General features: G+C 50.7%; 23 protein-coding genes. 18 read left to right on the top strand and 5 right to left on the bottom strand.

Going from position 1 to position 23,085, the window contains the following annotated elements; genetic code table 11:
- Positions 1 to 10: 10 nt before the first annotated feature.
- From ACZ481_RS23055 to dapF, 8 genes are all read left to right on the top strand, one after another.
- Positions 11 to 1,078 carry a 3-methyl-2-oxobutanoate dehydrogenase subunit VorB gene (locus ACZ481_RS23055; protein ID WP_464767679.1) on the top strand — a complete coding sequence of 356 codons (1,068 nt, stop codon included), beginning with the start codon at positions 11 to 13 and terminating at the stop codon, positions 1,076 to 1,078.
- 2 nt (positions 1,079 to 1,080) lie between these two features.
- Positions 1,081 to 1,830, top strand: a complete 750-nt coding sequence (locus ACZ481_RS23050; protein ID WP_464767678.1) for a thiamine pyrophosphate-dependent enzyme — start codon at positions 1,081 to 1,083, stop codon at positions 1,828 to 1,830.
- Entirely contained in the window at positions 1,830 to 2,381 is a 552-nt protein-coding gene (locus ACZ481_RS23045; protein ID WP_464767677.1) for a 2-oxoacid:acceptor oxidoreductase family protein, read from the top strand. The genes ACZ481_RS23050 and ACZ481_RS23045 overlap by 1 nt, the downstream gene beginning before the upstream one ends.
- Before the next feature lie 617 nt (positions 2,382 to 2,998).
- Entirely contained in the window at positions 2,999 to 4,309 is a 1,311-nt protein-coding gene (gene larAH10, locus ACZ481_RS23040; RefSeq protein ID WP_464767676.1) for an NPN-dependent 2-hydroxyacid racemase, LarAH10 family, read from the top strand.
- A gap of 243 nt (positions 4,310 to 4,552) precedes the next feature.
- Complete coding sequence (locus ACZ481_RS23035) at positions 4,553 to 5,842, top strand: MFS transporter (protein WP_464767675.1); 1,290 nt, start codon at positions 4,553 to 4,555, stop codon at positions 5,840 to 5,842.
- Between the two features lie 145 nt (positions 5,843 to 5,987).
- Positions 5,988 to 7,271 carry a nickel pincer cofactor-dependent isomerase, group 22 gene (locus tag ACZ481_RS23030; protein WP_464767674.1) on the top strand — a complete coding sequence of 428 codons (1,284 nt, stop codon included), beginning with the start codon at positions 5,988 to 5,990 and terminating at the stop codon, positions 7,269 to 7,271.
- A 32-nt stretch (positions 7,272 to 7,303) separates the two neighbouring features.
- Positions 7,304 to 7,483, top strand: a complete 180-nt coding sequence (locus ACZ481_RS23025) for a hypothetical protein (protein ID WP_464767673.1) — start codon at positions 7,304 to 7,306, stop codon at positions 7,481 to 7,483.
- On the top strand, positions 7,476 to 7,910 hold the full coding sequence (dapF, locus tag ACZ481_RS23020) for a diaminopimelate epimerase (protein ID WP_464767672.1): 435 nt from the start codon (positions 7,476 to 7,478) through the stop codon (positions 7,908 to 7,910). Before ACZ481_RS23025 ends, dapF begins: the two co-directional genes overlap by 8 nt.
- 3 nt (positions 7,911 to 7,913) lie before the next feature.
- Here dapF and ACZ481_RS23015 read toward each other — a convergent pair whose 3' ends face one another.
- Entirely contained in the window at positions 7,914 to 8,219 is a 306-nt protein-coding gene (locus ACZ481_RS23015) for an AzlD domain-containing protein (protein ID WP_464767671.1), read from the bottom strand.
- The gene (locus ACZ481_RS23010; protein ID WP_464767670.1) at positions 8,216 to 8,920 is read right to left on the bottom strand and encodes an AzlC family ABC transporter permease; all 705 of its coding nucleotides are present in this window, start codon (positions 8,918 to 8,920) and stop codon (positions 8,216 to 8,218) included. Before ACZ481_RS23010 ends, ACZ481_RS23015 begins: the two co-directional genes overlap by 4 nt.
- A gap of 159 nt (positions 8,921 to 9,079) precedes the next feature.
- Between ACZ481_RS23010 and ACZ481_RS23005 the strand changes: the two genes are divergently transcribed.
- The 6 genes from ACZ481_RS23005 to ACZ481_RS22980 all read left to right on the top strand — a co-directional run bounded on the left by ACZ481_RS23005 (position 9,080) and on the right by ACZ481_RS22980 (position 16,068).
- Positions 9,080 to 9,634 (top strand): helix-turn-helix domain-containing protein, encoded by a 555-nt coding sequence (locus tag ACZ481_RS23005; protein WP_464767669.1) that lies wholly within the window; start codon positions 9,080 to 9,082, stop codon positions 9,632 to 9,634.
- A gap of 66 nt (positions 9,635 to 9,700) precedes the next feature.
- Positions 9,701 to 11,386 (top strand): sigma-54 interaction domain-containing protein, encoded by a 1,686-nt coding sequence (locus ACZ481_RS23000; protein WP_464767668.1) that lies wholly within the window; start codon positions 9,701 to 9,703, stop codon positions 11,384 to 11,386.
- Positions 11,387 to 11,759: 373 nt separating this feature from the next.
- Entirely contained in the window at positions 11,760 to 13,301 is a 1,542-nt protein-coding gene (locus ACZ481_RS22995; protein ID WP_464767667.1) for a BCCT family transporter, read from the top strand.
- Positions 13,302 to 13,363: 62 nt separating this feature from the next.
- Positions 13,364 to 14,917, top strand: a complete 1,554-nt coding sequence (locus tag ACZ481_RS22990) for an HAL/PAL/TAL family ammonia-lyase (RefSeq protein ID WP_464767666.1) — start codon at positions 13,364 to 13,366, stop codon at positions 14,915 to 14,917.
- Between the two features lie 115 nt (positions 14,918 to 15,032).
- Positions 15,033 to 15,503 (top strand): universal stress protein, encoded by a 471-nt coding sequence (locus tag ACZ481_RS22985; RefSeq protein ID WP_464767665.1) that lies wholly within the window; start codon positions 15,033 to 15,035, stop codon positions 15,501 to 15,503.
- A 217-nt stretch (positions 15,504 to 15,720) separates the two neighbouring features.
- Positions 15,721 to 16,068: an MmcQ/YjbR family DNA-binding protein gene (locus ACZ481_RS22980; protein WP_464767664.1), complete on the top strand. Its 348-nt coding sequence runs from the start codon at positions 15,721 to 15,723 to the stop codon at positions 16,066 to 16,068.
- 68 nt (positions 16,069 to 16,136) lie between these two features.
- Here ACZ481_RS22980 and ACZ481_RS22975 read toward each other — a convergent pair whose 3' ends face one another.
- Positions 16,137 to 16,820, bottom strand: a complete 684-nt coding sequence (locus ACZ481_RS22975; RefSeq protein ID WP_464767663.1) for a Crp/Fnr family transcriptional regulator — start codon at positions 16,818 to 16,820, stop codon at positions 16,137 to 16,139.
- 150 nt (positions 16,821 to 16,970) lie between these two features.
- Between ACZ481_RS22975 and ACZ481_RS22970 the strand changes: the two genes are divergently transcribed.
- The 4 genes from ACZ481_RS22970 to ACZ481_RS22955 all read left to right on the top strand — a co-directional run bounded on the left by ACZ481_RS22970 (position 16,971) and on the right by ACZ481_RS22955 (position 21,144).
- The gene (locus ACZ481_RS22970; RefSeq protein ID WP_464767662.1) at positions 16,971 to 18,920 is read left to right on the top strand and encodes a TonB-dependent receptor plug domain-containing protein; all 1,950 of its coding nucleotides are present in this window, start codon (positions 16,971 to 16,973) and stop codon (positions 18,918 to 18,920) included.
- A gap of 50 nt (positions 18,921 to 18,970) precedes the next feature.
- Positions 18,971 to 19,492 carry a hypothetical protein gene (locus ACZ481_RS22965; RefSeq protein ID WP_464767661.1) on the top strand — a complete coding sequence of 174 codons (522 nt, stop codon included), beginning with the start codon at positions 18,971 to 18,973 and terminating at the stop codon, positions 19,490 to 19,492.
- On the top strand, positions 19,435 to 20,547 hold the full coding sequence (locus tag ACZ481_RS22960; RefSeq protein ID WP_464767660.1) for a [Fe-Fe] hydrogenase large subunit C-terminal domain-containing protein: 1,113 nt from the start codon (positions 19,435 to 19,437) through the stop codon (positions 20,545 to 20,547). Before ACZ481_RS22965 ends, ACZ481_RS22960 begins: the two co-directional genes overlap by 58 nt.
- Positions 20,548 to 20,610: 63 nt before the next feature.
- Entirely contained in the window at positions 20,611 to 21,144 is a 534-nt protein-coding gene (locus ACZ481_RS22955; RefSeq protein WP_464767659.1) for a hypothetical protein, read from the top strand.
- 110 nt (positions 21,145 to 21,254) lie between these two features.
- Here the strand turns inward: ACZ481_RS22955 and ACZ481_RS22950 are convergent, their stop codons facing one another.
- Positions 21,255 to 22,544, bottom strand: coding sequence for an ammonia-forming cytochrome c nitrite reductase subunit c552 (locus tag ACZ481_RS22950; RefSeq protein WP_464767658.1), 1,290 nt, complete (start codon positions 22,542 to 22,544; stop codon positions 21,255 to 21,257).
- The gene (locus tag ACZ481_RS22945; protein ID WP_464767657.1) at positions 22,537 to 23,013 is read right to left on the bottom strand and encodes a cytochrome c3 family protein; all 477 of its coding nucleotides are present in this window, start codon (positions 23,011 to 23,013) and stop codon (positions 22,537 to 22,539) included. Before ACZ481_RS22945 ends, ACZ481_RS22950 begins: the two co-directional genes overlap by 8 nt.
- Positions 23,014 to 23,085 lie beyond the last annotated feature (72 nt).

The raw sequence follows: 23,085 nt of genomic DNA, 5'->3' as shown, positions 1-23,085 counted from the left end.
GGAGTGGAAAATGTCGGAAAAAGTATTGATGAAAGGTAACGAAGCGATCGGTGAAGCTGCTGTCATCGCCGGCTGCCGGTATTATTTTGGCTATCCTATCACACCGCAGTCAGAGTTAATCGAATATATGGCCAAACGGTTACCTCAAGTCCAAGGGGTATTTTTGCAGGCGGAAAGTGAAATTGCGGCAATCAATATGGTCTATGGCGCTGCCGGTGCCGGTGCCAGGGTTATGACTTCCTCATCCAGCCCGGGAGTGAGTCTCAAACAAGAAGGGATCTCCTACATTGCTGCCGGTGAATTGCCCTGTGTAATTGTCAACATTATGCGGGGTGGTCCCGGACTAGGCGGTATTCAGCCGGGGCAGGCCGATTATTTTCAGGCAACCAAAGGCGGCGGTCATGGTGATTACCACTGTATCGTGGTGGCGCCCAATAGTGTACAGGAAATGGCGGAACTAACCGTGCACGCCTTTAACATTGCGGATCAATACCGTAATCCGGTCATGATTTTAGGCGACGGTGCTCTTGGTCAAATGATGGAACCTGTCGACTTTCATGATCTGCCGGTAATTCCGGTGAAGAAGCCGTGGGCTACAACCGGCATGGGGGAGCGTGAGCAACCTAACCAGATAGATACACTTCGTCTTAACCCTGAGAAACTGGAAGAGGTCAACAACACACTGCAGAAAAAATATGCATTACTGCAGGAACGGGAAGTGCGTTGGGAAGAGACCTTCACTGCCGATGCCGAGCTGGTGCTGGTAGCTTACGGAATATCATCGCGGATTGCGTATTCCGCCATGGAATTAGCGAGAGAAAAAGGCTATAAGGTAGGTTTGTTCCGGCCTATTACGCTGTGGCCTTTCCCGAAAGCGGCTTTGGCGAAGGCGGTTGAGCAGGCCGCCGCTGCTTTAACGCTAGAGCTCAGTGCCGGACAAATGGTAGAAGATGTTAATCTGGCAATCAAATGTTCTAAGCCAGTTCACTTCTATGGCCGCACCGGCGGCATGATGATGAGCCCGCAGGATGTTTTCGACCAGATAGTAAAAATATTTGCAATAAAAGGGGGCAAATAGCAATGGCCGCAAAGTTGTTTGCTAGACCGCAATCGCTGGTAGATGTGTCCTCACACTACTGCCCCGGTTGCCAGCATGGCATAATTCATCGTTTGGTGGCAGAAGTGATTGATGAATTAGGGATACAGAAAAAAACGATCGGTGTTGTGCCTGTAGGCTGCTCGGTATTGGCAGATCAATATTTTAACATAGATTCGCAGCAGGCAGCTCACGGTCGTGCGCCGGCAGTTGCTACCGGCATAAAACGGGTGCATCCGGAAAGTGTAGTATTTACTTATCAGGGAGATGGCGATATTGCGGCGATTGGTATGGCCGAAGTCGTGCATGCCGCTGCCCGTGGCGAAAAGATAACGACGATATTTGTAAATAATGCTATTTATGGAATGACTGGTGGTCAAATGGCGCCGACAACGCTAGTAAATCAAATAACCGCCACCTCTCCCTATGGCCGCCAGCTTTCATCAGCAGGCTCGCCGATTCGTTTGTCCGAGTTACTGGCCACCTTGGACGGGGCCAAGTATATTGCCCGTGTTTCCGTTAATGATCCGGCTAATATGACTAAAGCCAAAAAAGCAATTAAAACCGCTTTTGAAGTGCAAATTCGCGGCGAAGGTTTTGCATTGGTAGAAGTAGTGGCCACTTGTCCCACAAACTGGGGTAAGTCTCCGGTAGAGGCAAAAAAATGGCTGAAAGAAAATATGCTGCCGCAATTCCCTCTCGGCGTCTATAAAAATATTGAGGAGGTGAAATAATGAGACACGAAATTATTATGTCAGGCTTTGGCGGGCAAGGGGTTATGGTCATGGGCCAGCTTTTAACCTATGCGGGAATGCTGGAGAATAAGAATGTATCCTGGATGCCGTCTTATGGTCCGGAAATGCGGGGTGGAACCGCCAATTGCTCGGTCATTATCGCCGAGTCATCTGTAGGTGCGCCCATTGTCACCAAGCCAACGGCGGCAGTAATCATGAATTTGCCCTCATTGGACAAATTTGAGGCGACAATCAAGCCAAAGGGCGCGCTGATAATCAACAGTTCACTGGTTAACAAACCGGCACAGCGCAATGATGTCAAGGCTTATCTTGTACCTATTAATGAAATCGCCAGTGAGCTAGGTAGTGTAAAAATGATTAATATGGTAGCTTTAGGTGCCTTGTTGGCGGCCACAGCTGTGGTGGAGAAAGAATCGCTGATGAATGCCTTTGCCAAGAAGTTTGCCGCGAAGCCCGGCATGGTGCCTGCCAACCAGGAAGCCCTTAACCGGGGCTACGATTTTGTGATGCAGATCAAGCAAACGCAGTGAGAATCGGCAAAGCATTATCTCTTCAATTAATTGAATATTAAGAATAGTCAGCGCCTAATATATTCCTCTGTTTTTGATTTGTTCCCCAACAAAACGTTGGCACTCTACCTAGTACCTCATCTCCCTTAAAACCAAGGATAGTTTGCGCATCTTTTCCCGCACTGCTGCGTTGTCGTCGCCTTATATATGTCCGATATGCGCGGCCCGCGCAAGTAATAAGAGACCTATTACCTACCGGCCTTATTAAAGCAGATCTTACTGAATCAGTTAGCGTCCTCCGCCTTGCATTGCGAGAAAATCTACGCAAACTATTCCCTCGATTTTAAGAAAGGTGAGGTACTAGTTATTATTCAAGGTTTTGCTGGTGGAAAAATAAAAACGGCTCAAGGTAAGCCTTGAGCCGCAATGCTCTTTTAGTTTCCACAAAACCAGGAATGAGAGAGGAGGTTTTTAGATTTTTTCCAAGGCGCAAAACTTTATAATTGGGAGGGGCGATATTTGAGTACCATAAACGACGCGCGGCAGCCGGCAGGTGTTAAGCCAACAAAGGAAAGATGGGTATTAGTAACTCCTGTGGTGAGTAGGGATTAGTCAATATTAAGTAGGAGGTATTTTTTATGGCGGAAACAGTATTTGAGTTTGGTTATGGAAATAGCAAGCTGCAGGTAAGCCTGCCAGCTGAAAAAATTATCAACAATGTTTTGGGCAACCCTTGCCCGGCCATTGTCGACGTGCCGGCGGCGGTACGCGCGGCGCTTCGCAATCCGATCGGCACCCCGCCGCTTAAGGCGGTTGTTAAACCTGGTGATAAGGTTGCCGTGGTTGTCAGCGATATTACCCGGGCCTGGGTTAACTTTAATCAATTCCTCCCGGTCTTGCTTGATGAATTGAATGACGCCGGCATTCCTGATCAGAGCATATTTATTATCATTGCTCCTGGTGCCCACCGGTTGAATACGCAAGCAGAGTTTGTCATACTTTGCGGGGAAAAGGTATGTCATCGGGTTGCTGTCTACAACCACGACTGCCACAAGCAGGCGGAACTGGTGTATACCGGCAAGACCAAAAGCGGCATCGATTGTTACATTAATAAGCGAGTGGCCGAGGCCGACAAGCTGATTTTGACTGGTGGCATTGTTCACCACCTAATGGCTGGCTTCGGTGGCGGGCGCAAAGCAATATTACCAGGGATCAGCGGCTTTAAGACCATCCAAGGCAATCATCTGTTTTGCATGCATAAAGAAGTTGGTAAGGGGCTGAACCCAAACTGTATTGCCGGTAAGCTTGAGGAAAATGAAATGAATGAAGATATGATTGAGCAGGCTGCTTTAGCGAGGCCGGACTTTTTACTTAATGCCGTGTTTACGCCGGAGAATAAGTTTGCCCGGTTTGTTGCCGGGCACTGGTACGAAGCCTGGCTGGCCGGAACGAAAATGGTGGATGAAATATATGGTATTCCCATTACTGCCCAGGCTGATTTGGTAGTCTCGTCTGCCGGCGGCTTCCCGAAAGATATTAACCTATACCAGGGTGTAAAGACAATTGACAATGCTTATATGGCTGCCAAACCAGGCGGAGTCGTTATTTGCTGCCTGGAACTGCCCGATATTATGGAACCGGCTGAGTTTAGCGACTGGTTTAAATATCCAACAATGTTAGAGCATGAGATGGCGCTAAGGGCTAATTTCACAATTCCCGGATTTCTGGCCTATAGATTATTAGATATAGCCCGTCAATTATCGCTGATCATTGTCACCAAGCAGGAGAATGCCGGGTTTATCAGCAAAGCAGGTATGATTCCGGCGACTACTGCAGCCGAAGCCCTGGCGCTGGCCAAAGCGAAGTTGGGGCGGGATGATTACACTATTACGGTAATGGCCACTGCCGCAAATACTGTGCCGGTATTAAATAACAAGGAGGACAGATAGGGAAAGCCGACTAATAAATGACTTGAAAAAAATGTGGGCGAGCAAAATATCCTAACAAGTAAAGAAGATCTGTTATGCTACGCCTCCGGCGCCACACCAGGTAGGTACGCCGGTGAAAGAACGCCGCAGGTAGTAACGATACCTGCGTTTAATTGCGGAGTGTCCCTTCACAGAACACGGTAATTTAGCTAAGATGGGGATTTGTCATTACATTCGTGTGAAATGGAAAAAGGGGGCCAAAAAATGAAAAAAAATTTCAGATGGGTACTAGCGGTATTAATGTTCCTTATAACCTTTATGTCTTATATGGACCGGGTCAATCTATCGGTTGCCACACCTGAAATTATGCGGGAATTTAATTTTACCAAGATGGATATTGGTTTTTTCCAAACAGTCTTTTTTATCGGATATGCTGCCATGCAAGTGCCTGGCGGCATACTGGCGGAGTATTTTCGTCACCGGATCGTTGTTGTGGCCGCTGTTACCTGGTGGTCTGTGTTTACGGCTCTTACTGCCGCAGCCAGCACATTTTCCCAGTGGGTGCTTGTCAGGGGGGCGTTTGGATTAGGTGAAGGTCCCGTTTATCCGGCGCTCAGTACTTTTATCGCCCGCTGGTTTAATCCGGCGGAAAAGGGGAAAGCATCATCCATTATGCTTAGCGGTGCTTTCGTTGGTCCCGTATTTGGACCTGCAGCAACCGTAGCTTTGATGCTGGCCTTTGGCTGGCGTTCCGTATTTGTCATCTTTGGTGTGGCCGGTATTCTTATCGCAGTCGCCTGGCTGATCTTTGCCAAAAACTCCCCGAAAGAAAGTCCTTATGTGTCGGCCGCAGAATTAAAGTACATTGATGCAGGACGCAATGCAGCCGAGGAGGATAAAAAAGAGCTTGCGCCGTGGAAAAGCTTTATTACTTCAACGCAATTTTGGGCTATTGGGATTCAATATTTCATCGTGGACTATATCATGTATGTGTATCTGGCCTGGCTGCCCTTATATCTTATGGAGGCTCAGAATTTTTCGCTGGCCAAAATGGGTATTGCTGCCTCGTTTCCGTGGGCGGCGTTGTGTATTGTGACCCTCTCGGTCGGTGCATTCAGCGACCGGTTGGTGGCGACAGGCGCTTCCAAAGCTAAAGCGAGGTCTTACCTGGGGATAACCGGATTAGTGCTTTGTTCATTATTCCTCTATTTAGGGGCTATTGCCACGAATCCGACGCTGAATGTTTTTTTGCTCACTTTGTCATTGGGGTCGCTGGGCCTGGCCTTCCCGGCCAGTTGGTCAGCCTGTATTGATCTTGGCGGGAAATTCTCGGGCTCTGTCTCCGGCTGGATGAATTTCTGGGGGAATATTGGCGGTGTAATAGCCCCGCTGCTCACAGCCTGGATAGCCACTAATTATGGTTGGCAGGCGGCTATAATCTTAACCGCGTTATCGGCAGTAATTGGAATTATCGCTTGGCTATTTGTTAAACCGGATATCCCACTTAAGCGTAGTGAAGCAAAACCTAACGGCGCTCATTCTACCAGCCTATAATATTCTTAATATTCAAAATAATAAAACAAAGCAAAAGTTATCGCCTGCGAGAGTCAAGGGACGGTTCCTTGACTCTCCTCCGGGTCTACGGTGGTACGATAAAAGGGAACACCTGTAAAATGAGTAATTTGCTAGGAGGAAATTTATGTACGCAGAAACTGTTAAGTTTCCTAAAATGGCGAGGGTAAAACAAATTATAGCGCAAGCAGCCATTAACGATATTAAAGGTGCAGTCAGAGAAGAATTAGAACGGATCAACGTGGCTGACCGGATTAAGCCTGGAGAAAAGGTTGGTATAACTGTTGGCAGCCGTGGTGTAGCCAACCTGAAAATTATCGTGGAAGTGATAATTGAAGCAGTAAAGCAAGTTGGCGGAGAACCTTTTATTTTACCGGCAATGGGCTCACATGGCGGCGGTACTGCTGCCGGGCAGGTTGAAATGCTAAATTCGCTGGGGATCAGGGCGGAAGCGATCCATGTTCCGGTCATTGCTGGTGATAAAGCCAGTCACATAGGCACGACTAAGCAGGGAATACCTGTGTATGTTAATGATATAACACTATCAGGGCAACTTGATAAACTCATTCTTTTTAACCGGGTTAAGGAACATACTGAATTTGAGGGCGAGATCGAAAGCGGTATCCATAAAATCTGCGCAATCGGGCTCGGAAATCCGCAAGGGGCTTTAGCCGTACACCAGTATTCGCTGGATTATGGTTATGAACAAACGATTACCGAGGTGGGTGCATATATCATAAAGCAGTTACCGGTAGCCTTCGCCATCGCTACGGTAGAAAACTATTATCACCAAACAGCGCATATCAAAGCTATGCTGCCTGATGAAATTATTGATGCGGAAAAAAAACTGTTAAAGCTGGCAAAGTCGAGCCTGGGCAAGATACCTTTCGAAGAAGTCGATGTTCTTATTGTTGAGGAAATGGGTAAAAACATCAGTGGTTCCGGCATGGATGCCAACGTTATCGGCCGCATTCAGGTTTTTGGTCAGAAAGAACCGGAGACACCGGTCATAAAGCGAATTGTTGTACTGGATACCACCGTAGAAAGTCATGGCATGGCTACTGGTATCGGTCTGGCAGACTTTACAACCAAAAAGCTGGTGGATAAACTGGATTTATGGTCTACTTATTTTAATTGTATTACAGCCCAGTCTCCCGAAAAAGGGAAATTACCTATACATTTTGCTACCGAACAGGAAAGTATCGGGGCCGCATTAACCTGCATTGGCATTACTAAGCCGGAAAACGCCAGAGTTGTCCATATTCGCAATACGAATGAGGTTGAGGTTATTGAGGTCTCTGAAAGCCTGCTGCAAGAAGTGTTAGTCAGACCTAATTTAGAATTATTGGCAGCAGAGAGACCCATGCAGTTCGATGAGTCCGGAAACATCCTTAGAATATTAGCAGGGTAACCAAATGAAAACTTATGGCAATGCCCTGGGTAATGACTATAGTGATTGATCCCAATAAGGCCGGTGTTGAGCTGACGGCGGCAAACATCCGGCTGATCTGCCACCGTCATTTCGGAATTGGCTCAGACGGGATTCTTGCCGGCCCTTTCTTCGAGGGCGGCGCGATTTGTCTGCAGATACTGAACCCTGACGGCAAGAGAGGTCGTGAATGAAGAGCTGATGGTTGCAGGCCGGCCTTTGGCGGTTACCTGTGTATCAATCGGCAATCCTCATTGCGTCGTCCTGGCTGAGGCAGCCTTACCGGCAACCGCCCTGGCGCTGGGGCCGGCCATCGAAACCCATAGTTTATTTCCCCACCGGATTAATGTTCAGTTCCTGCAAGTGCTGGACCGCAATAATATCCGGATCGAAATCTGGGAACGCGGGGCCGGCTATACCCTGGCCTCCGGCAGCAGCAGTTGTGCGGCTGCCAGTGCGGCTTATAAGCTGGGGCTGGTTGATAATGAAATTAATGTTCATATGCCGGGAGGAATCATTACCGTCGATATCCGGCCAAGCGGCCATGTTTTTATGACAGGCTCAGTCAGCCAGGTTGGCAAAGGCTTTTTCTCTGCGGAGCTGTGGGCCCCGCAGGACTGACTTCTACTGATACGACAGGAGCAGGAATACGGCCATGATCGCGGCTGAGACAGACGATACCAGGCCGCCTTTATACCAGGAGCAGGCGGCGGCCACGGCTATGCCCGCAAGGGTTGCCACCGTCATGGCTGCAGGGGCTTCCAGGATGCCTTTGCCAATCAACGCCCCCAGCGCCGTGTAGGGGATATAGAGCAGAAACCGCCGTAATAAAGGCGGCACCGGCCGCTTGGATAATAGCAGCCAGGGGAGAAGCCTGGGCCCGTAGGTAACAAGCAGCATAGCCAGGATTAGCGGTAAATGCTTCGTCATGGCTGTTCCTCCCCGGCTTCGGCGTTTAATAAAAAGAGACCGGCCAGTGAAGCCAGGATAATCGCTGCAATCAGGCCCCAGCCGGGCGGCAGCAGAGTAAAGAAGTGGTTGGCGCCATAGATCATTCCTGCCAATAATGCTAAGCTCAGAATACTGGCCGACTTTTTGATCTCAGGCACCAGGATGGCCGTAAACATGGCATACAGTCCCACTCCCAGCGCGCTCTTAACCGAGACCGGCAGGGCATTGCCCAGCAGATAGCCGGCGAAAGTGCCGGCAACCCATGACAGATAACTGAATCCCTGTAAAGCCAGCAAAAAAGGCACGGTCAGTTTGCCCGGCTGTACAGAGGCCACCGCAAAGCTTTCATCAGTAATACCAAAAGCAATCCAGGGCAGCCAGCGCTTTTTTACGTCTGGCAGGCGTACGGCAAGGGCGGCGCTCATCATTACATGTCTCAGATTAAGCAGCAATGTCGCCAGCACAATATCACCCATGGCAATACCGGCTTTAATAAGGTCTAACGCCATAAACTGACTGGCTCCGGCAAAGACCAGCAGGGAAAACAGGCAACTGTCCAATAGGGAGATATCGACTGTTTTGGCAAGCAGGCCAAAGGCCATGGCTACCGGGAAATAACCAATAATAAGGGGGATGCCGGCGATCAACCCTTCCTGGAAGCTGTGGACCTTGTTTTTCATTTTCCCCTCCGTCGCAGCATAGGTAAAACATTCTGCAATATGCTATAATTAAAAATAAACCGGATAAACTGTTCGTTATAACGTATATAATGATTTATATAACGTATTGAGGATATTATAACATAGAATCGGCTGATTACAAGACAGAGGAGGTAAATTTTGCAGGACTTAAATTGGATAATCGCCAATAATCTGAAACAGATTCGCGCGGAGAAGAAATTAAGCCTGGAGAAGGCTGCCGACCTTACCGGTGTTAGCAAATCCATGCTGAGGCAGATCGAACGGGGGGAGTCCAGCCCCACCATCAACACCATCTGGAAAATTGCCACAGGACTGAAGGTCTCCTTTACCTCAATAATTAACTCCCCCCAGGACGAGGCAATGGTTGTGCATAAGGCCGGGATTGAGCCGCTCGTTGAGGATGACGGCCGTTATAAGGTGTACCCCGTCTTCCCCTATGCGGACGGCCGCCGGTTCGAAATGTACATCGTGGAAATAGAACCTGGCGGGCGATTGAGCACAGATACCCATGGCGAGAAGACACAGGAGTTTATTACTGTGGCCGAGGGCGAATTAACTTTGCTGACAAACGATAAAGAATACATTGTGCCGCAAGGCGACTCGATAACCTTCCGGGCCGACAAGCGCCATACCTATCATAACCCCGGTACCGGGCCGGTACGGTTAAGTATGGTTATTCACTACTCGCTGTAGCAGGAAACGCAGTACCCGGCGGGCGGTTGTCCGGATAAGAAGCAGGAAATGGAGGTCTGCCCAACTATGCTTGATTTGATTATTAAACTTACTGTTGATTTTCGCATACAGGCCGTGCAGGCGGTTGGGCAAAATCCGGCGCTGCTGGCAGACGGTATTTGTGCCGGCTTAATCGGTCAGCCAATTAGCCATGTGTTGGGGGCTGAGCTAAAAGAGCAGGGGATTGTGGAGCTTGGCAACAAGTTTTTTCGCTATCAGTGTGTCGCTGAACCGGATGGCAGCGTATTATATGTAAGCAGTAGCGGCGTACTGCTTGATTTTTACAAGCAGATTTACGGGCATCTGGCCGAGGGGGTGCAAATCTACGACCGCAACGGGTATTTTCTGTTTGCCAATCCCGCCAGTGAGGCCCTGGAGGGATATAATAGCAGTGATTATCTGGGCAGGCATTTGCTTGATATTTACGATGTTAACGAAGAATACAGTACGGTCCTGACAATTCTGCGCACCAAAAAGCCGGTTGCGAACCGGTGTGACCGCTTTAAAATGAAAAACGGGACAATCCTGACTACTATTAATTCCGGTTACCCCTTAATTATTGACAACACTCTATATGGCGCCGTTGTTTTTGAAAGTGATATATCTGTACTAAGACAGCTTAAAACCAGAACTTTCAATCTGGAGGCATACATCGGCAGTACCGAGCCAGTGAAGCAGCCGGCCTTGTATACCTTTGACGATATTGTGCATGAGGCCGAAAATATGAAAGATATGATTCATTTTGCCAAAAAGGTATCTCTGACTGATTCGTCCATCCTGCTTGTGGGGGCTACCGGAACCGGCAAGGAGCTTGTGGCCCAGAGCATTCACTCATTTAGCGCCAGAAGGTATAAGCCGTTTATTGATATTAATTGCAGCGCCGTGCCGGGCAATCTGTTTGAGAGCATGTTCTTCGGCACGGAGAAAGGGGCCTTTACAGGCAGTGTCAGCAAGGCCGGTCTTTTTGAAATGGCAAACGGCGGCACTATTTTTCTTGACGAAGTCAATTCCATCAGCCCCGAGATACAGGCTAAGCTCTTGCGGGTATTGCAGGAAAAGCGCTGCCAACGGGTGGGCGGCAGTAAATACATCCAATGTGACGTGCGGATCATCTCGGCCGCGAACGAGGATCTTAATATTCTGATGCAGCAGCAAAAAATCCGTATGGATTTTTATTACCGGATATCAACCATTAGAATCGATCTTCCTGAGTTAAAAGACCGGGGCCAGGATATTCATTTGCTGGCCCGAACTTTCCTGCAGGAGCTGTGCCGGCAGTATCACCGGGAGCCACTGGCGCTTGCGGCGGAAGTACTGGCTGTGCTTCAACAATACGAGTGGCCGGGAAATGTAAGGGAACTTCACCATGTCCTTGAATATGCCGTTAACCGTACTGCCGACGACGCCGGCATACTGACAATGGAATGCCTCCCAGGCTATTTAATATTAGCTGGGACTAGTCCCCTAACGGCGCAGTGCGAGGGGGTGAAGATAGCCATGCCTGAAGCCACCGGGACTTTTGCTGAATGCATGGACCGGTACGAATACGAATTAATCTGCCGGACGCTTGCGGCCACAGCGGGGAATATTACCAATAGCGCTAGACAACTAGGGATCAGCAGGCAAAGCTTGCAGTACCGGATGAAGAAACTAAGTATTAGTGCAAAAATTTTTTTCAGTGGTGCCGTATTATTTGGCAGTTATTTTGTCTGATGGAACCGAGCTTTCTTTTACACGTTGCCAATAGATGCAAAAAAAGTTGGCATATGGATCAGCTTAAAGGAAGAAATACCAAAAATCGAATTTTTTGCGAAAAGATTTTATGGCAATTAACCCCAAATCGTTTGTGATTTTTTATAAAATTACAAACGATTATTTTATTTGTAGTATAAATAGCTGAAAAAGTATTTTTTTTCTGCCTGTTTTACCTGATTATCCGCCAATAGGAGACATTATTTAGAATTGGCATAATTTTTGCAATAGTAATCTTGTGAATATTCTCCCGGAAAGTAAAGCGGAGGTGAATAAGCTGGGATTTTTCCGGTTACACAGGTGACGTAACAAAAGCACAAGGGAGGCAACTCAGGTGTCGGTAGAAACAAAGAAAGTACGTAAAGGTGTTTTTTGGCCATCCTTTCTGGTTGTGGGGGGGGCTGCCTTAGTCGGCATTGTCAATAATAAGCTGCTTACAGACGTGGCCATGAACTCATTTCTCTGGTCATTAAGAACATTTGGTTGGTTATATCAGGTTATTGCCATTATAGCATTAGTTGTTGTGGCCATTGTTACCTTCTCCAAATTTGGCAGTATCCGTTTAGGCGGGGCCGATGCCAAGCCTAAGTATCCTTTTATGGCCTGGTTTGCCATGGCGCTGCAGGGCGGGATTGCCACTGGTGTAATTACTTACGGTGCCAATGAGCCAATTATTTATTTTGGCAATATCTACGGCGAAATGGCACAGACCGGTGTGGCGCCGGGAACACCGCTGGCCGCTATTTATGCGATTGCCCGTTGTTTTTATAACTGGTCGTTTATACCCTATGCAATGTATTCTCTTTGCGGCTTACTTGTAGCCTATATGTACTTCAACAAGAAGAAAGCGTTATCGGTAACTTCAACATTGATCCCTTTGTTCGGAGAAAAAATAACTAAGGGAATCTGGCCAAATGTGATTGACACATTGTCCTTGCTTGCTATTGCTTTGGGCCTGGCTTCTTCCCTGGGAGCAGGGATTGCGTTGGTAGCATCCGGCTTGGAACTTTCTTACGGCATTAAACAGGCGCCCCTGATCTGGCTGACCCTGGCGGTAGTTACGACAGCTACGTTTACCATCGCTTCAGCCTTGGGTGTGGATAAAGGGATCAGGTGGCTGGCTGTTTTCAACTCCAAAATATTCTATTGTATCCTGCTGTTTTTGGTAGTTGTCGGACCTACGCTGTATATCTGCCGAAACTCGGTAGCTAGCCTGGCCTATTGGCTGCAGAACTTTTGGCTGTGGGGCCTTGATCCAGGTGATATCGGCGGTGAAGCGCTGGTTATGTGGTGGACCTTATATGACTGGGCTATATGGATTGCCTACGCGCCGCTGATGGGAATTTTCCTGGCTATGATCGCATATGGCCGAACCATTCGTGAGTTTATGATTATTAACTGGATACTTCCTTCTGTTTTTGGTCTGGTCTGGTTCGGGATCTGGGGTTCGACGGCCATTGAATGGCAGATGAAAGGAGTAGTGGACCTGATCGCCACAATTAAAGCCAGTGGGGCGGTGGCTGGCTTGTGGGCTTTCCTGGCCAATTTGCCGGCAGGTTTTATTCTTATACCGGTAGTTATGATTACACTTATCATTTCGTTTTCCACTGCCGCTGATGCAATGACAACCACTATTGCATCGATCTGCACGAAAAACTCCAAGCATGATGAAGAACCGCCGTTGTGGCAAAAATGCCTGTGGGGTATTTCGATAGGAGCCATTTCTTTCTTTATGGTTGCCTATGCCGGCGGCGCTCAGGGGGTTGACGGGGTGAAATTCCTGGCGGCAGCCGGCGGGTTTATGGTATTGTTTATTTTTGTTTTGCAAGTGGCTTCGGCTATTAAAGTATTTTTCATTGACAAAGTAGAAGAGTAGCATTAGCACATTATCGGAGGGAAAGGCCGGTGTGTTTTTCCCTTCACTGGGAGGCAGTAAGCATGACGGAAAAAAAGGATATCCGTAATACGTCAACAGTGGTTCTTGGCAGCAGCCGGGTGACTATAGAAGAATTGGTGGCAGTCGCCCGCTTTGGCGCCAAGGTGGAGTTTTCTGAGGCCTATTGCCAGGGGGTTCAAAAATCCCGGGCCCTGGTGGAAAAATGGATTGGGGAGAGCCGGGTGATGTATGGTATTACCACCGGCTTCGGGGCGCTTTGCACGCAGGTGATTTCACCGGCGGAAACAGCGCAGCTGCAAAGAAATATTGTGATATCACACGCTACCTCAGTGGGGTCTCCCTTATCAGTTGAAGAAGTACGGGCGACTATGTTCATGGTTTTGCAGAATGTCGGCCAAGGCTTCAGTGGGGCGCGGCTGGAAACGGTAGAGCTGTACCGGCAATTTCTAAACCTTGGTCTCACGCCGTTCGCCCCCGGCGAGGGATCTGTCGGCTATCTCAGTCCGGAAGCGCATATGGCATTAGTGCTGATTGGTGAAGGCCAGGCCTATGTGGCCGGCGAACTCCTGCCTGCCAAGGAAGCACTGCGGCGGGTAGGCCTTACCCCGACCGCATTGGCGGCCAAGGAAGGCCTGGTGCTGGTGTCCGGCACGACCAGCGTCACGGCCATTGGTTCGCTGGTTTTATATGACATGCTCAACGCCGCCAAGTGCGCCGATATCATCGGTGCGCTGACGCTGGAAGTCCTGAAAGGGACTACGCGCGCTTTTGACGACAGGCTGATGAGCGTCCGGCCCCATGAGGACCAGCGCAGCACAGCGGCTAATGTAAGAAATGTGCTGCACGATTCGGAGATTGCGGCCCATTTCCGGGATCACCGCTTACAGGATGCGCTGTCGATTCGGTGTATACCCCAACTGCACGGGGCTGCCAAAAAAACTCTGAAAGATGCATTAAAAACCATTGAAACAGAAATAAATTCTTGCTGTGATAACCCGATTCTCTGGCCCGAAGGCGCTGACGGCGAAGCTATTTCCGGCTGCAACGCGGATTCATCGTATGTGGGCATTGAGCTGGATTCAGCCTGCATTGCCGCTACCGTTCTTGCCAAGATGTCCGAGCGGCGAAACAACCGGCTGGTAGACGGCAGTCTCTCCGGCTACCCCTGGTTTCTTATCAAAAATCCGGGGCTTAATTCGGGATTGATGATACCACAGTATACACAGGCGGGCTTGCTGAATGATATGAAGATCCTGTCGCATCCGGCAACGATTGACGGGATACCAACCTGCGGCAATCAGGAAGATTATGTCGCGATGGGCTACAACGCGGCTAAGAAAGCCAGGCAGGTTGTGGAAAAACTGGAATTTATCCTGGCGATTGAATTATTGTCAGTATACCAGGCGCATCAATTCCTCGAAGGGGAGAGATTGCCGGCGACGGCGGCTCAGGCTGTCCTTGCAGAGATAGCACTTACTGTGCCGGTTATGAGCGAGGATATCTATCTTTATCCTCATATCAATACCTTGAGGAATTTAATCCATTCGTGCAAAATAGTTGAGTTGGTTGAAGCAAGGATTGGCAGGTTAGCATAACCGATAATCAGAGCATAAAACCTCCTTTTTCCATTTCTGTTTCTTGCCAAAAAAGGAGAATCGGCGGCTGCGGCGAATTACCATAAAACAAGAGACTGGAAAGCGGGAGGTTTTTATGAAGAAAGATATTCTTGTTCCGTTCGATGGGTCCAGGAATGCCACCGAAGCGCTGCAACTGGCGATTACTATGGCGAAATTGCTGCAGGAAAAACTGATTGTCCTAAATGTTCAGCCTAGTTTTCAGACCGTCCATACGAAAATGTTTTTTAAAGAGAATACAATCCGCGAGTATCAGGAGCAGCTGTTTGCAGAGACTGCCGCCCCGGCGCGAAAAATACTGGCTGAGGCCGGTATAGACTATGAGCTCCGGTTGCGGATCGGCGATGCCAAGGAGCAAATCTGCCTGGAGGCGATGGCCGGTGCTCCGGTTGTGTCCGGCTGTGCCACTACGGGGGTGCGGATGATTATCATGGGCTCCCGGGGTATGAATCCGGTGCTGGGCGGGGTCCTGGGCAGCGTCAGCTACGGGGTGCTCAACGCCGCCGGCTGTCCTGTTACCATTGTCCCTTATGCTTGTGGGGAATAGCCGGATTACAGGCAACAAAGCCATTCTGATATTATTTGATATAAATTAGTGCTCTGCGTACCATCGCTCTCTGAGAAGAAAAAATTCCTTTCAGAGAGCTTTTACATGGGCGGTTTTCTGCTTATAAGTAAAGAGCCTAGACTTGTCTTGCTTACAAGGCTACGCTGTCATTCATCTCAAAAAGGCTTATCATACAGCCGGAGAAAGGAGAGAAATTATGAACTCTAAAGCATGCTACTCCTATTGCCTGACTAAACTGGGAGCCAGGGAAGATTACCCGTTTGGCCCTGATGTCATTGTCATCAAAGTGGCCGCTAAAATCTTTGCCCTGCTGTCGCGGCGGCAGGGACAGGATATTCTGTCCCTGAAATGCGATCCCGCCTATTCCGAGCTATTGCGCCGGCAGTATCCGGCTGTTACCCCCGGCTATCACCTGAATAAACGCCACTGGAACACGCTGGTGCTTAATGGCACGATACCCGCGGCGGAGATCAAAGGGTTGATCGACCATTCGCATGAACTGGTATTCAACTCACTGGGCCGGAGAAAGGGGACTGGGCAATAAGGAACGGCTGCCGTTGATTTTTGCCGGGCGCGAGCGGAATTTATCTCAGTCCATGTTCTAATTACCACTTATTCATTTAAAAGCGCCTCTATTTTGTCCTGCCGCAAAATGGTGATGGTTCCTCTGTCGGCCCGGAGAATCTTGGCGTCGCACAGGTTTTTCAGCTCCCGGCACAGGGACGGGCGCGACACGTTCAAATGCTCGGCCCACGCCTTTTGCGTATACGGCAGCTTGATGACGCTGCCATTGCCGTTGGTGGCAATACAGTGCAATAATGAATAGGCAATTTTACTTTGAATTGAGCAATAGGACAACAGCTCAATTTTTTTGTTCAAAAAAACAAGCTTGTCGGCCATAAGGGCCAGAAAATTGGCCAGCAGCACGCTGTTGTCGGCCAGGGCCCTGATCAGGTATTGCTTGGGGAGCAGCATAATGTCCGTGCTGGCCCGGGCTATAACCTGGCACGGATAGGCCGGCAGGCTGGAGAATATCGTGCCTTCGGCGAATAGTTCGCCTTTTTCCTTGCAGATCAGGTTGACCACCTTGCCGGACGGGAAGATTTTCTGCACCTCGACACTGCCTGTGAGGATAATCCCCACGTCGGTGGTCGGCTGGTCCATTCTGAAAATGAACTGGTTTTTTCGATAATTGCCGATTTTGTAGCCGGCCTGTTCCAGAAACCGCTCCAGGTCCGAGCGGCTGCAGTTTTTAAACAGCGGGCAGCTGGCGATCGCCGGGAAAAAATTCTCCATTTTTCACTCCATCTCCAAATGTGTAACCTGGGATACACAACTTATTTTTTAATTTCATTATAATACACCTAAACACAAATGATAAAGGTTTTCATTATCGTTCATTAAGGTTTTTTATTCAAGCTATGCTGATGTATACGAGGAGGAGACATGATGAAAAAAACAGCCCTTGTAGCCTTGACTGCCTTAGCATTTTCGGCAGCCCCTACCTATGCGCAGGCGGTGGAGCCTGAGGAATTTGCCCTGGATGAGGTTGTGGTCACCGCCACCAAGACCGATATGAAGAAAAAAACAGTACCGGCCTCGGTCGAGGTGATTACCCAGGCCGATATGCAAGCCCGGGGGGCCCACACCTTAAAAGATATTATCAGCACGGCCGCCGGGGTCAGCATGATCCGCTCCACCGGCCGGGATGCCATTTCGATCCGGGGCTTTGAGTCCCGCTTCTCGATGATCCTCATTGACGGCAAGCGGATATCGTCGGAGATTGACCAGAACTATGAATTGGACCGGATCGCGCTGGCCAATGTGGAGCGGATTGAGATTGTGCGCGGCCCTGTCAGCTCCCTGTACGGCACCGATGCAATGGGCGGCGTGGTCAATATCATCACCAAGCGGGCCGCCGCACCGGCCTTCAGTGCCAGCCTGGGCCACGGGGCCTTCAGCAGCGGCGACCGGGGCGGGAAGGACCGCTATCATTTTACCTATGATTCGGGGCTGCAGGGCAAAACCGGGGTGACCCTATCCGGCTCCCGGCTGGAGAATAACGCCTCCTTTAAAAGCAACGGGACAACTTATGCGCCCTATGGCGAGCGGGAGAATATCAGCACCAGCGTGGATTACCGGCTGACAGAAGACGAAACCATTACCCTGACTGCGGCCTATATGAGTGAGGATACGCAGGAGTATGCTTATAAAGAAACGCCGGCGGGAACCACCAGAATGAGAATTCATGACCAGAATAAGCGCTACGATTATTCATTGAGCTACAACAAACAGGAGACGGCCACCGACAGTCTTTTTCTGCGGGCCTATTTATCCGAGTATTATAAGAAAAGTGATATTTATAATGCCGCATCCGGCGTATTCATGAATTTTGGCGACTCTCATCGCACCCTGCCCGGTTTCGAAGCCCGCCTGACCCGGGAGGCCGGGGACCGGCATATCCTGACCTACGGCGGCGAATACCGGCCGGAAAAATTCCGCGGCACCGCAGTCAGAACCGGTCAGAAAATATTTTCTGTGAACCATGGCGGCAAGGTTCTTACGGGCTCAGGCATTGATCTCGATTATTCTGCGTTATATATTCAGGACCAGTGGCAGGTGGCGCCCAAACTGCTGGCCGTTTCCTCCCTCCGCTATGACGACAGCAATCGCTTTGAAAGCAATCTCAGCCCGAAGCTGGGCCTCACCTACGAGGCCAGCGGGGAATCACGGCTTAAGCTTAACCTTGCCAAGGGCTTCCGCAGTCCCACCCCCAATCAGCTTTATATCAGCTCATCGGTGAAACGCAATGACAATTTTGTAACCCTAATTGGCAACGACAAACTCCGGTCTGAAAAGTCGAATTCCTATGAGCTCTCACTGGAGCAGGACTGGGGCAAGGCTACCGGCAAGCTGACCTATTTTATCAATAAGCTTGACAATATGATTGAAGAAGAATGGCTGTCCAGCAGTCAAGTTACTTATCAGAATATCGACAAGGCCACCCTGCAGGGGGTGGAGGCCGAGCTGAGCTATCCTTTGTCGGAGACCCTTTCCTGGACAGCCAATTATACCAACCTGGATGCCACCGATGACAAGGACAATTCACGGCTGACAAACCGGGCCCGCCATAAGCTGGCCTCCCGCCTGGCCTATGATGACCACGATTCGGTCCGGGCCAGTCTCTGGTGCGAATTTTATGGCGATTTTCTGTATGATGCCGGTGCGGATGCCAGTAAAAATAAGTCCTATGCCCTGTGGAACGTCAATCTGGAAAAGGCCCTAACTCCCAATTATACCTTCAGCGTCGGGGTGGAAAACCTGCTCAACAAGAAAGATGAGGACCTGTCCCTGCAGGGGGCCTTTGTCTACAGCGAAATCCGGCTGAAATTCTAAGCAGCCGGTCCGCGCAAGTATTCAAGTATTACTGAAACAGGGAGGATGCCATGTATCGCAGTATGACAAGAGCCGCATTGCTATTGGCGCTGATGTTTATATTTCAGTCCCTGCGCCTGCTTGTGCCGGTGCCGGCGTTTGTCTCCATGTTTGTCATTGGCAGTGCCGTTAATGCCTGCCTGCTGGCAGCGGTGGAAACCGCCGGCTGGCAGGCGGCCCTGCTGCTGGGGCTTGCCGCCCCCGTTATTGCCTATCTGCAGCAGGCCCTGCCTGTGCCAGTATTGATTATCCCGGTGATTGCCGCCAATATCCTCTATATTATTGGCTATAAAGTGTTGCTGCCGGTCAATCGCTGGCTGGCGGTTGCGGCGGCGGCCGGGCTGAAGCTGGCCGGCCTGTATATGGCGGTGGCCTGGCTGTTAACCTTTGTCCATCTGCCGGAGAACCTGGCAGTCATGATAAAAATGATGCTGAGCTGGCCCCAGCTGATCACCGGCGTCGCAGGAGGAATCATATGTTTTGTGGTATTAGCACGACGAGCAGGGAGAAAGGGCCGGTGGGCCGGGCGGTGACACTGCCGCAGCGGCAGACGGAAATCACCCTTGCCGGCCACCGCTGCCGCACCTGCCGGCTGTGCCTTGCGGCCTGCCCGCTCGGCCGCAGCCAAGACGGCTGTCTGTCGGTACAGCCGATTGTCAATCAGGACTGTATTACCTGCGGCGCCTGTTTCCGGCGGTGCCCGCACCAGGCGGTTGACTACCAGGACGATATTGGGTCCTTCCTGGCTGAGTTAACTGCCGGCAAGCCCTTAGCCCTGCTGGTGGCGCCGGCCGTCCAACGGCATTTTCCCGCTTACCGGCGATTGTTCGGCTATTTGCGAACCCTGGGGGTTACCGCTTTTTATAATGTCCTGCTGCGCGCCGACATCACGATCTGGGCTTATGTCCACATCCTGCGGCGCAATCCGGACACGCCCTACCTTTCCTCGCCCTGTGCGGCCGTCAACAATTATATTGGTAAACATGCCCCCCGCCTGCAGGCCCATTTATTGCCGGTATACAGCCCGCTCCAGTGCGCTGCCGTCTATCTGCAAAAGTATGCCGCAGTCCGGGAGAAGCTGGCGTTTTTATCGCCCTGCATTGCCAAACGCGGCGAGATCCGCCTGAACCGGCCTCAGCCGTACGGCATCGAGTACAGTATCACCATCAACCGGCTGCAGCAGCATCTCCAGGCGGCCGGCATTGACCTGAACCGCTACGAGCCGGTGGATTTTACTGATGCCGGCGAAGGCAACGGCCAGACGCTCGCCGCGTACGGCGGGATTTGCGAATGCCTGGCCGGGCACCTGCCGCCAGGGAGTTATCGGAAAATCAGCGGCACCGGCTCGGTCTATCCGTTTCTGGCAGATTATCAGGCCGCCCTGGTCAAAAAGCAGCCGCTGCCGACACTGACGGAGGTCTATAACTGTGCGGGCGGCTGCGACAGCGGGACCGGCGTGGGCGCTTATCTGCACAACCGGCGCGCGCCGGGCAGCCGGCAGCCTGAGCAAAACCGGACGCAAACGGCGGCAGACACGTTTAGCCGGTTTGACCGGGAATTACAGCTGGCGGATTTTATCCGGAGCTAACCGGCGCGGCTCGCGCGGTCTCCCGGTTAGGGATGCCCATTGGATTAGCGTAAAGGAGGAACTATGGAACCGGCATTGTTAATTAAAGACCACCAGGATGTGCTTGCCATTTCTTTTCAGGATATGGTCAAATACCACGGGCGGGAGTTTATCGGCGGGGTGGCGATGGCCTTTAAGCTGCTGGAGCTGGCCTTTAGCCAGCTTTCGCCGGCTGAGCCGCCGGCGCGGGAGAAAATTACTGTCCTGATTGGCGTCCAGGGACCGGGGATTATTGATGGCTTGGAAATGGTCACCCGGGCAAAATCGCGGGCAGCAATGCTTGTTGACCCCCAGACGGCCGCTGGCACAGCGGCGCCTGATGCCGCCGACGGCTGTGGCGGCCGCTATTACTTTGAAATTACATATCAGAACAGCAAACGCCTATATTCGTTAAAACACGGCCTGCTGCCGGCGGAATTTATTACCCTGGCCTATAAAACCCATGACGGCACCCTGACCGCTGCCGAGGGCGCACGGCTTGCCCTGCTCAAAGAGGAGATTGCCGAATTTCTCCTGGCCAGGCCGGCGGCAGCATTATTTGATGTGACCATCGTGTAAGAACAAAAGGGCCGTCGCAGTAAGCAAGGCCTCAAAACAAAAAAAATGGCAACCGGCTGCTGCCGGTTGCCATTTTTTTGTTGTAAATCAAGTAGGCGTTCTGCTTATAATTATAACATGTTTACACCGGCTGCTCTGTTGGCGGTCTCGATAGCCTGGCGCGCCAGTTCATTGGACTGAGCCAGGGTATTAAGCGTCTGGTCCGGGTTATGGAAGCCCATGCCGTTTTCAGCAGCTGTAAAATCCCAATACCACTGGGCTTTACGCACCAGCTCGCGCGCTTTGGCCAGTTCTGCCTGGTCGGCGTCTGCTACCTGGCTGGCTTTGCCGATAATTTCATGAGCTCTGGCCACATTCTGGCCGGCCATTTGCATAGCCTGGAAGGTGTAGTCCTGGGTAGTCCTGACTTTGGCCAGCAGCCAGTTTGCGCCTTGGGTATGGCAGGCGCCGCACGAGGCGTCCAGATTTTTAAGCGGACTTGTCATCTGGTGCGAGCTGTACTTTTGCCCGTTTTTGCGCATATACGGCATATGACAGTCGGCGCACGATACACCGGCTTGGCCGTGAGTGCCGTTCGCCCATGTCTCAAAATCAGGGTGCTGGGCTTTTAGCATGGCAGCCTTGGAGTCAGGGTGCTGGAAGTCCTGGGTAAAGCCGTTCGGCATACCGGCATAATATTCGTACATCTGATCAGGCTTTAAGCCTTTATCCCAGGGGAAAACAACCTGCATGGTGCCGGGGGCGAAATAATACTCGCTGTGGCACTGGCCGCATACATAGCTGCGCATGTCTTCACGGCTGGCTTGGGCAACGTCGATGCCGCGCCGCTGCATGGCCTCGGTAAAGGCCGGGTTTGTCACCCTGAGGTCCATTGTCTCAGGGTCATGACAGCTGGCGCAGCTGATCGCGCCATGGTCGGGGACTTGCTGCGCCACTTCGCTGAACGGCTTTTTGGCAAAATCCCAGCCTGATTCTTTGTAGAACTTGTCAACATAAGGCGTCTTGCACGTTAGGCACGCGCCCGGCGACTTAGGGCCGATCCTTTTGGTTTCGCGCACATCGTGCATGGCAAAGACGTGGCCCCTGTCTTCGGTATAGTCGATGCTGAACGGCATGCCCTTAAAGTTCATTTTGTTTTCAGGCATCATGTCATATTTCTGGACGTTTACGCTGCCGCCATAGCCTGTCGGCGACGGCGACATTTCTTGGTTTTTCTGATAGCTTTCGTACTGCAGGGGATATACCTTGCCCCACACCGCCGGATCATATTCTCCTGCCGGAATCTTCGCTAATGTAACGGTGGCAGCAGGCCTGGATATCCCAATTCGCGCAATAACAAACCCAAAGAAAATGAGCAGTACACCAAGCAAAGCAATCAAAAATTTCTGCGACTTACTCAACCTTTATCCCCCCTTTGCTCATGTTGGACCCGTGGACAAGGCCGCGGTGACACTTTGTGCAGTCCTGCCCGCCTGCCCCCATCCCGGTAGCTTCCACCGTGGCCTTGTGGCAGCGCAGGCAGTTGTCTTGTACAGTCCGCATTCCTTGATTAGAAACTTTGATGGTTGCCGGATAATCTCTCATCACTTCATGATAGACATCGTTAATACCGGTCTGAGCTTTGGCTACCATTTTGACGGCTATATTGTTGTTGGGCAAATGGCATTCGGTGCAGTCGATATACTTGTGCGTCGACATGTGCCACGTAGCGTACGCCTGATCCATAGAGTGGCAGGACCCGCAAAACGCAGGCTTCTCCGCCTGGGCGTAGCCGAACCCGGCCAGCGCCAGGCCTATTACCGTAACAATACAGCCAATAGCCATAAGCTTGAGCGCATTACGGTTTAAATATTGACCAGTATCCAACATTATCGCCTCCTTTCTTAATAATTTGGGTAAATGCTTTAGTCCCCGGCAGGAAGACATTGACCCCGGAAGAAA

The sequence above is a fragment of the Sporomusa intestinalis genome, assembly GCF_055383785.1.
The sequence above is the reverse complement of the archived record's forward strand: the minus strand, read 5'-3'. Positions and strand labels throughout refer to the sequence as shown.

Excerpts from the sequence above, each read along its gene's own strand:
- ACZ481_RS23045 (WP_464767677.1), top strand. The coding sequence starts at position 1,830 with ATGAGACACGAAATTATTATGTCAGGCTTTGGCGGGCAAGGGGTTATG.
- ACZ481_RS23015 (WP_464767671.1), bottom strand. The coding sequence starts at position 8,219 with ATGACGAAGCATTTACCGCTAATCCTGGCTATGCTGCTTGTTACCTAC.
- ACZ481_RS22960 (WP_464767660.1), top strand. The coding sequence starts at position 19,435 with ATGTTTTGTGGTATTAGCACGACGAGCAGGGAGAAAGGGCCGGTGGGC.
- ACZ481_RS22965 (WP_464767661.1), top strand. The coding sequence starts at position 18,971 with ATGTATCGCAGTATGACAAGAGCCGCATTGCTATTGGCGCTGATGTTT.
- ACZ481_RS23010 (WP_464767670.1), bottom strand. The coding sequence starts at position 8,920 with ATGAAAAACAAGGTCCACAGCTTCCAGGAAGGGTTGATCGCCGGCATC.
- ACZ481_RS23035 (WP_464767675.1), top strand. The coding sequence starts at position 4,553 with ATGAAAAAAAATTTCAGATGGGTACTAGCGGTATTAATGTTCCTTATA.
- larAH10 (WP_464767676.1), top strand. The coding sequence starts at position 2,999 with ATGGCGGAAACAGTATTTGAGTTTGGTTATGGAAATAGCAAGCTGCAG.
- ACZ481_RS22955 (WP_464767659.1), top strand. The coding sequence starts at position 20,611 with ATGGAACCGGCATTGTTAATTAAAGACCACCAGGATGTGCTTGCCATT.
- ACZ481_RS22985 (WP_464767665.1), top strand. The coding sequence starts at position 15,033 with ATGAAGAAAGATATTCTTGTTCCGTTCGATGGGTCCAGGAATGCCACC.
- ACZ481_RS23055 (WP_464767679.1), top strand. The coding sequence starts at position 11 with ATGTCGGAAAAAGTATTGATGAAAGGTAACGAAGCGATCGGTGAAGCT.
- ACZ481_RS22990 (WP_464767666.1), top strand. The coding sequence starts at position 13,364 with ATGACGGAAAAAAAGGATATCCGTAATACGTCAACAGTGGTTCTTGGC.
- ACZ481_RS23050 (WP_464767678.1), top strand. The coding sequence starts at position 1,081 with ATGGCCGCAAAGTTGTTTGCTAGACCGCAATCGCTGGTAGATGTGTCC.
- ACZ481_RS23025 (WP_464767673.1), top strand. The coding sequence starts at position 7,304 with ATGACTATAGTGATTGATCCCAATAAGGCCGGTGTTGAGCTGACGGCG.
- ACZ481_RS22945 (WP_464767657.1), bottom strand. The coding sequence starts at position 23,013 with ATGTTGGATACTGGTCAATATTTAAACCGTAATGCGCTCAAGCTTATG.
- ACZ481_RS23000 (WP_464767668.1), top strand. The coding sequence starts at position 9,701 with ATGCTTGATTTGATTATTAAACTTACTGTTGATTTTCGCATACAGGCC.
- ACZ481_RS22970 (WP_464767662.1), top strand. The coding sequence starts at position 16,971 with ATGATGAAAAAAACAGCCCTTGTAGCCTTGACTGCCTTAGCATTTTCG.
- ACZ481_RS23030 (WP_464767674.1), top strand. The coding sequence starts at position 5,988 with ATGTACGCAGAAACTGTTAAGTTTCCTAAAATGGCGAGGGTAAAACAA.
- ACZ481_RS22975 (WP_464767663.1), bottom strand. The coding sequence starts at position 16,820 with ATGGAGAATTTTTTCCCGGCGATCGCCAGCTGCCCGCTGTTTAAAAAC.
- ACZ481_RS22980 (WP_464767664.1), top strand. The coding sequence starts at position 15,721 with ATGAACTCTAAAGCATGCTACTCCTATTGCCTGACTAAACTGGGAGCC.